Raw genomic sequence first — 6,632 nt, 5'->3', positions numbered from 1 at the left:
CCCGGCTTCACCGTCGAACGGGTTCGCTATTCCAAGGGTGCCGAAAACGGCAACACGCGGCAGAGCATCAGTCGTCCGCCCCAGGCTTGGTTCTGGAAGTCAGCCAACGACGGCACCCTGCTGATGGAGATTCGGTATGGCCGCACCGTGGTGGAACTCCAGGGTCAGGGGATGGCCAACACCGTGATTGCGGGCAAGACCAACGCCGATGCAATCAAAGTGCTGGAGCAGATCGCTACTGCCGTGAAGGCCGGGGAACTCGATGAACCTCTGGAGGCTGCCCGCATCAAGGCGAAGCATCGTCGCGGCAAGTCCGAGTAGCAGATCATCATCGGATTGCGTTACCGGGGCAGGTTGGTAATCAACCTGCCCCGAATGATTCCTACAACCATGTAACCCGCTGATCAGATCAAGTTGACCAGTCGCCGCTGCGAATCCGAATCGAACTCGATGTAACGGGCCGTCATCGCCAAACTGCGATGACCGGCAAGCTGCTGGACATCACGGAGGGAGCCACCGGCCTGCCCAACCTTTCGAGCCGCGTTGGTGACGAACGTCCTTCTTCCCGAATGCGATGAGCAGCCCTGGAACCCGAGGCGATCATAAAGGCGGGTGAACCACGCGACGACGGTGTTCGCCGTCATCCCCACACCGCGTTCGGAAAAAATTACAGGACAATCTGCCCCCCGAATTCCTCGGGCATGCAGATCAACCAGGGCGGCACGCAGTTCACGGTTCAAAGGGATCGACCGACCCGACGCCCGTTTTGTGGCTTTGTCCTCCAGGTGGATGACATCCCCGACCTCGCCGGTCGCGGTCAGCACCATGCTCCATTCGACCATGGCAATTTCCTTGGCTCGAAAACCGGCCTTCACGCTGAGTAGGAACATGACCCGATCACGAACGCCATGCCGTGTCGATGCGAGGTGGGTCAGCACCGTCGAGATTTGGGCAGTCGTCAATGTCTTCGCTTGCCGTCCAGCCATGATCTTCAACTCGCCATAAAATTAAAGCATTAGATAACTTTAAAACGAGTATAGCATCCGCGAATAAATCGGCCAAGGCCACCCCATTGAAAAATACGGAGTAAATAGCAACTCATCATGAAATACCTATTTCATGATGAGTGCGGTTTCTTTCAATTTTGCAGACTATGATTTATTGCTTCGGAGCAAAGCCACGGATGCTGGAATGCACATCATCGACGCGACTGATCAATCAGGCGACCTGGATCAATCCCTCATCATCACGATGCCATGAACTTTCGAACCGGCGACCCAATGGGGTCATGCCTACTGCGTCGGCCAGTTCGTTCGAGAAGATCAGCAATTCGGCACCGACCTTGCCGGTTCCATAGGTCCAGGAAGCAGGGACCATGGCGAACCCTGCATAGAACCACCTTACTGCCGGGGCGTCGTTATATGACAACAACCAGCACCCTGGTCGCGACCGAAGGATATCAGCCAACCGACCATGGTCGAAATCCCGATGGGCATCACCCCGAAGGCCATATAGGTTCGATTTCGATGCCGCCAGCAGGTATGGCGGATCAAGGTAGGCAAAGGCATCAGGGTGCCGCGAGAGACTGAGTTCGAAGTCGGCCTGATCTACCGTGATGTTGGGGATCGTGGTTCTTGCCAGCTTGTTGATGGATGACAGGGTGAACCGATTTTCGGAGCCAGAATATCCACCGCTGAAGGTTAGGCCGCTGAACGACGACCGATTGAGTGCGAAGTAGGCCCCGGCCCGCATCATTGGATCGCGAATGTCGAAGTACGACCGCTGGAGCCGATAGAACCCATCCCTGTCAATCGGATGGAACTTCCGGGCAGCATCAGCGACAGCACCTGCATCGAGCTTGACCTGCCGCCAACAATTCACCAACGGCTGGAACACATCGAATCCATGCACTCGGATGCCGCGTTGACCCAGGTCCAGTTCGACGGCACCGCCCCCGAGAAAGGGGGAACAGACTTCATTCACACCTTCTGGAATGAATGAAATAATTGTCTTCTTGCCTCTCTCTTTGCCACCTGGATATCGAAAAATTGCCATTAGATGTCACCATCAAACTGGTATTTATCAGTTTGATGAATGAGATTGTTTCTGAACCGCCTGAATGCCACGCATGAAAAAGCCCCGGCGAATTTCTCCGCCGGGGCTTGATGATAATTTAATCGATCACTTCTTCTTGCGACCGATTCCCTTCTTTTCGGCGGCCACTTTATCCAACTCAGAACGTTCGTAGATCAACTTGACCAACTTTTCGTCGCCGCCATTCGCCGCGTCGATCAGTCCCTGGAAAAGTGCTTTAAGATCGGCAAGGTTCGCAGCTTCAAACCACTCCGTGTCGTTAATGATCAGCGGTGACCGCAGAATTTTGAAACGGTAAGCGTCACCGGACTTGGTGAACCAAGCGGTCCGAGAATTGATCTCGCCACCATCAATGGCAGCCTGAACCATTTCCTGCTGCTCACGCACCTTCTTTATGAACCGAGTGACGGGGGTGCTTTTTGAAGCGGTAGGGACGCGGGTCGGTGCAGGTGCTGCTTTCAGCTTGTCCAGGAACGACATGTGTTAAGCTCCATTAAGTTGCCCGTGCGGCTCATGTAGCCACAGTTAATTTGCTGCTGACATCATATAGCGGCGAATTCAAGCGGGCAATCTTTGCATGCTCAAAAATTATGCGGGAGATGGGTGTAGTGCTTGCTCAGCCACCTTTGCGGGTCGGAGTAGATGTCAAAAGTCCCGAAATCATTCTCCTTCTTATATATGGTGACAGGGGTTTTGCCCCCGAACATGATTGCATCCTTCTTGGAATTAAATCCCTTGAAGTATGTGACCCCGATGTCATCTATATGGGCCATTGCAACCCATGCTGGATTTTTACCAATCCAGTCTTTGACCGGTTCACCATGGTCATAATCAACATGTAGATCATCATTGAAGTAGATGCCTTTTTCATCCGCAAGAAGCCTCACAATGCGATTTACAATTTCATTGAACTGGTAATCAAGCGGGCCATATCTCCGGTCGATATCGGTGTTAAGCGTGTGTGCTTTGACCGCCAGACCATAAATTAGTTCCTGGTCAGCGTGGTCATTGAGCCAAGCACCAAATATCTTCACTTCTCCAGGGTCCATTCGATTGAGTGGCATTGTCGCGACCAAGCGTTTGGCTTCGGCCTCGATGGCTTCGGCCGCATTCTGAGGTACCGCTACCTTGTCAGTCCGTTGACCAAGGGCACCAGTGTCCGTATCGGTCTCCTGTTCATCGGTAGGGAGTGGTTCACCACCAGACGGAGGAGGATCATCTTCGGGTTCGCCATCATCGTCGGCATGCTGCTCATCAGCAGACAGATGTTCATCATGGTCAGGGGCATCACCGGTTTCGTCGTCTGCCGCCGTAAGGGCATCGTCACCATCATCAACAGCTTCGACTTCCTCGCTGTCGTCAGCATCGGGTTCGTCGATGCTATGGATCGCATCCTCGACCAAGATGCGGGCTTTGGCCTTTTCATCCTCTGACGCCAAACCAACCACGGCACGCTGGATGATCCGCCACTGCCGCTTGCTCAAGCTGATCACGGATTTCGACTTGGGTCGGGCAACCGACTTGACCTTGAACCGGTCAAGAATGTCGTTCACCCCCTTGTACTGGTCCCACCACGCCCCGAACCCATCTGGCTCGATTCCAGCCTTGGCCGCGATGCGAACAAGGTCAACGGCCTTGGCCAGCGTTGATGATGGGTATTCGGCCTTGGCCTCGGGCGAGCCGTGCTTCTCGCAATACAGTCGCTTGGTCATCTCAAGCAGGTACTTGACCGGTAACCGCCACGGATCGTCCGCACAACGCTTATCAACCTTCACTTTGTTGATGTTCTTAAATGCGGCTGGTTCGATGTTTATCGCGGACCATGCAAATCGGAATATGCCTTCATACTTTGCCCTGGCATGTTCATTCCGAGTTTGAGCGACAGCCAAATCAGCTTCAAGCCACAGCTTAATGGCATCATCCGCCAACTTAAATAAGCTCGGCTTGTTTATGCGAGGATCATCTTCCTCAAACTCGGAACTGGTCACTGAGTGATCAGTTTCGCAGATCGCATTCAAATCGTTTGTCATGGCACGCTACCTTCTGATGGCACGACAAACATTATCAGGAGAGATTAACGTTTTCAATCTTGGTTTACGAGTGGCTTTTGTTGCCAGCATTTATATATTTCAAGAAATACAGGCTTAATCAATGCAAGAAAAAATCGCAATTCATGTTTTTATGGGCATCATCGCCGCTACGTCATCCGCGTGACGCATGCCAAAGAAGTTTTCGGTGCCTGAAAATATTTTTTCAAGCCGCAAATACTGCCTAACTATATGCCGCACATATCATTCAGGTTGCAATGGGCGATCTCAAAGGCTGTTTGTATAAAAATTTTTTCATGATCGAAATGCGGATTTTGTATTGATAATCTTGATTATAACAATGTTTCACATTATCGTTTTTTGTTTGACGAATGTGCAATTAGCTTCTTACCATATGTCGTGTCGCAATCATGCCAACAAAGCATGCTTTCATCAAATGTGATGATCAGCTTTAAGGCGTAAGTGGGGTGTTGAAAATGAAATCGAGCCGGTTCAACGTCTATTACGAAAACGACCCATCAAACAGGAAGTGTTTGTGCGGAGCAATAAATACGGTCTGGATGCAGGGCCTCGCAGCCCGAGCGTATCCGTACAGCATTGGTGATATTGACAAGATTGCCAAAGCGATCAGTCGGGAGGTTTCCTGTGAATCAGTAGATGAAGACGATGGGACGAAATGGGTAACTGTCGAATTAAAGGATGAGGATGAGGATGTGGTTTTGGCCAGATTTGAAGGTGACGGAACCAACGTTGATTGGGTCTGCTGGCTAACTGATCACGTCCCAACACCTAAAATTGAAGCAAGGTATGACTATTACTCATGGGACGGTGAGTGTGCCATTGGTCCTGTGTATTGCGTCATTGGCGGTGATTTGTTCATCGTAAATGGCGGAGAGAGTGGTCGAGGCACGCTGTATGATGAAGGAGACAATTTCGGAATTAATGAAGTGACACGCGTGTATGTCGAACAAGTATGGTCTGATGCACACGACATGGAACGCGTGTTAACCGGAAAACATACTTTCGAATTGTCAGTTAGCAAGTGGGAAGACGATGACTACGATGAAGTAGATAGCGGGCATCAATTGTCCTACACCGCCGATGAAGTCCGCAAGATGACCAAGCCAGATTTCAAGAACGAAGTTCTTAATGTGGTTTCAAGTTGGTTTGAGCGGTGAGCAGCAAACGCTGTCGCTGGACACATTGCTTGTGAATGTGTCCGGTGGCAGCGGCAGTCCAAAATGAGTAGCGGAGATGATGCCTCCGTGCAGGACATCTTTCGATCAAAGGCAGAACGTCTGACGGCGGCTAGTATCGATCAGTTTTGGAGTGCATGGATGGAACATCCAAAAGCCCTGCATGTACGGCTTCAGCTACAGCTATGGGGGCAAGCATGAGTGTTTCAATCGGCAAAGAACAGCAGCTTCGATTAATTGATGAGTTCCGCAAATATGCGGCTAAGAATTTTGATCAAGGTGCGGAACTCGTAGTTGATGCTGTTCCATTCGTGTTCCCGGCCGAGTTAGATATTGAGATACGGTGCGATCTTGATTTTTACAAAATTCCTGACTTGATGCTTCTTAACGTGGGGAAGCTCGTAAACATAATCAGGAATGAATGCGGAAACACGCTGGCATTATTATGCTGCGGCAAGTGTTCCGATGGTGGGTTTGCTGTCATATACACTGCTACAGTAAATGTGCTTGGGAGTGTTTTCGAGTATTCGATACAGGAAAGCAATGATGTTACGATAGGATTTGATCCAGTCTATGATGTCAGATACGTGATCGGTGTGCTGTCATATATTCAGCAGCCGACCATCTATGCGGACTTAATTGATGTCGATGAATCTACGCAAAAGTCTCGCAAGAAGCACGGTAAGCGTCCGCTTCCGGCCTACAGAGTTATCAGACCAGGGCAAACCATCGTGCGGCACCGTCCAGTCGAAGGCCGAAGCCATGAGGGCACAGGCACGGGCACTCCCAAGTGCGGTCACTGGCGGCGAGACACAAAGTACGTCCGCAAGGATGGTCGTGTAATTTATCGTCGGGGATGTGCGGTCAAGGGAGGTCCTTGCGATAACCGTCCGGTGCTGGTTTTGCCCCCCAATCCCGTCGAATGGTCAAGCTAATGGCTATCAAACTATGGAGTGCTGAAAATGGCTGAAAATTTGGTTGGGATGGTTGTTGCGATTAGCGACCTGATCAATGACGGCGATGAATACAGGGATGACATAATTGGCATCGGTAGACGCATATTGTTTGTCATGAATAATGATGAATGTTCATCGTTCGTTGGTCGCGTCATCGGCGATGACCAGATGGTTGTGGAAACCGTATTTCCGCCCGTTAACGCGGACTGCGAAGTTATGTTCGGCGGCTTCCAGTTTGATCAACGGGACTAATCGTGAAGGAAGAGGATACGGCAAGCCGCTGTGAAATTATTTCGAATACGGTATCGATGTGATTTCCACTTGCTATTGACCGTTAA

Annotated in this window: 8 protein-coding genes; 4 read left to right on the top strand and 4 right to left on the bottom strand. The window is 50.8% G+C overall.

Annotation, left to right across the window (positions count from 1 at the left end; all coding sequences use genetic code 11):
- Positions 1 to 321 (top strand): hypothetical protein (locus MTBSS4_RS17355; RefSeq protein WP_173984657.1); only part of this gene is annotated, 321 nt, incomplete at its 5' end.
- A gap of 83 nt (positions 322 to 404) precedes the next feature.
- Here the strand turns inward: MTBSS4_RS17355 and MTBSS4_RS17350 are convergent.
- The 4 genes from MTBSS4_RS17350 to MTBSS4_RS17335 all read right to left on the bottom strand — a co-directional run bounded on the left by MTBSS4_RS17350 (position 405) and on the right by MTBSS4_RS17335 (position 4,124).
- Positions 405 to 986, bottom strand: coding sequence for a site-specific integrase (locus MTBSS4_RS17350; protein WP_008622526.1), 582 nt, complete (start codon positions 984 to 986; stop codon positions 405 to 407).
- Positions 987 to 1,218: 232 nt separating this feature from the next.
- Positions 1,219 to 2,055: a DNA adenine methylase gene (locus MTBSS4_RS17345; RefSeq protein WP_173984656.1), complete on the bottom strand. Its 837-nt coding sequence runs from the start codon at positions 2,053 to 2,055 to the stop codon at positions 1,219 to 1,221.
- 126 nt (positions 2,056 to 2,181) lie between these two features.
- On the bottom strand, positions 2,182 to 2,574 hold the full coding sequence (locus MTBSS4_RS17340; RefSeq protein WP_008622014.1) for a hypothetical protein: 393 nt from the start codon (positions 2,572 to 2,574) through the stop codon (positions 2,182 to 2,184).
- A 101-nt stretch (positions 2,575 to 2,675) separates the two neighbouring features.
- The gene (locus tag MTBSS4_RS17335; protein ID WP_173984655.1) at positions 2,676 to 4,124 is read right to left on the bottom strand and encodes a hypothetical protein; all 1,449 of its coding nucleotides are present in this window, start codon (positions 4,122 to 4,124) and stop codon (positions 2,676 to 2,678) included.
- A gap of 494 nt (positions 4,125 to 4,618) precedes the next feature.
- On the opposite strand from MTBSS4_RS17335, the gene MTBSS4_RS17330 reads away from it, so the two are divergent.
- The 3 genes from MTBSS4_RS17330 to MTBSS4_RS17320 all read left to right on the top strand — a co-directional run bounded on the left by MTBSS4_RS17330 (position 4,619) and on the right by MTBSS4_RS17320 (position 6,546).
- A complete protein-coding gene (locus MTBSS4_RS17330; RefSeq protein WP_152427048.1) occupies positions 4,619 to 5,320 on the top strand; it encodes a hypothetical protein in 702 nt (233 codons plus the stop codon).
- Positions 5,321 to 5,535: 215 nt separating this feature from the next.
- Positions 5,536 to 6,273 carry a hypothetical protein gene (locus MTBSS4_RS17325; RefSeq protein WP_152427049.1) on the top strand — a complete coding sequence of 246 codons (738 nt, stop codon included), beginning with the start codon at positions 5,536 to 5,538 and terminating at the stop codon, positions 6,271 to 6,273.
- A 27-nt stretch (positions 6,274 to 6,300) separates the two neighbouring features.
- Positions 6,301 to 6,546, top strand: coding sequence for a hypothetical protein (locus MTBSS4_RS17320; RefSeq protein ID WP_008622016.1), 246 nt, complete (start codon positions 6,301 to 6,303; stop codon positions 6,544 to 6,546).
- Positions 6,547 to 6,632: the final 86 nt, after the last annotated feature.

This window comes from Magnetospirillum sp. SS-4, assembly GCF_902729425.1.
GTDB lineage: Bacteria > Pseudomonadota > Alphaproteobacteria > Rhodospirillales > Magnetospirillaceae > Phaeospirillum.
This window is presented reverse-complemented; position numbering and strand designations above follow the sequence as displayed.

Excerpts from the sequence above, each read along its gene's own strand:
- MTBSS4_RS17350 (WP_008622526.1), bottom strand. The coding sequence starts at position 986 with ATGGCTGGACGGCAAGCGAAGACATTGACGACTGCCCAAATCTCGACG.
- MTBSS4_RS17345 (WP_173984656.1), bottom strand. The coding sequence starts at position 2,055 with ATGGCAATTTTTCGATATCCAGGTGGCAAAGAGAGAGGCAAGAAGACA.
- MTBSS4_RS17340 (WP_008622014.1), bottom strand. The coding sequence starts at position 2,574 with ATGTCGTTCCTGGACAAGCTGAAAGCAGCACCTGCACCGACCCGCGTC.
- MTBSS4_RS17335 (WP_173984655.1), bottom strand. The coding sequence starts at position 4,124 with ATGACAAACGATTTGAATGCGATCTGCGAAACTGATCACTCAGTGACC.
- MTBSS4_RS17330 (WP_152427048.1), top strand. The coding sequence starts at position 4,619 with ATGAAATCGAGCCGGTTCAACGTCTATTACGAAAACGACCCATCAAAC.
- MTBSS4_RS17325 (WP_152427049.1), top strand. The coding sequence starts at position 5,536 with ATGAGTGTTTCAATCGGCAAAGAACAGCAGCTTCGATTAATTGATGAG.
- MTBSS4_RS17320 (WP_008622016.1), top strand. The coding sequence starts at position 6,301 with ATGGCTGAAAATTTGGTTGGGATGGTTGTTGCGATTAGCGACCTGATC.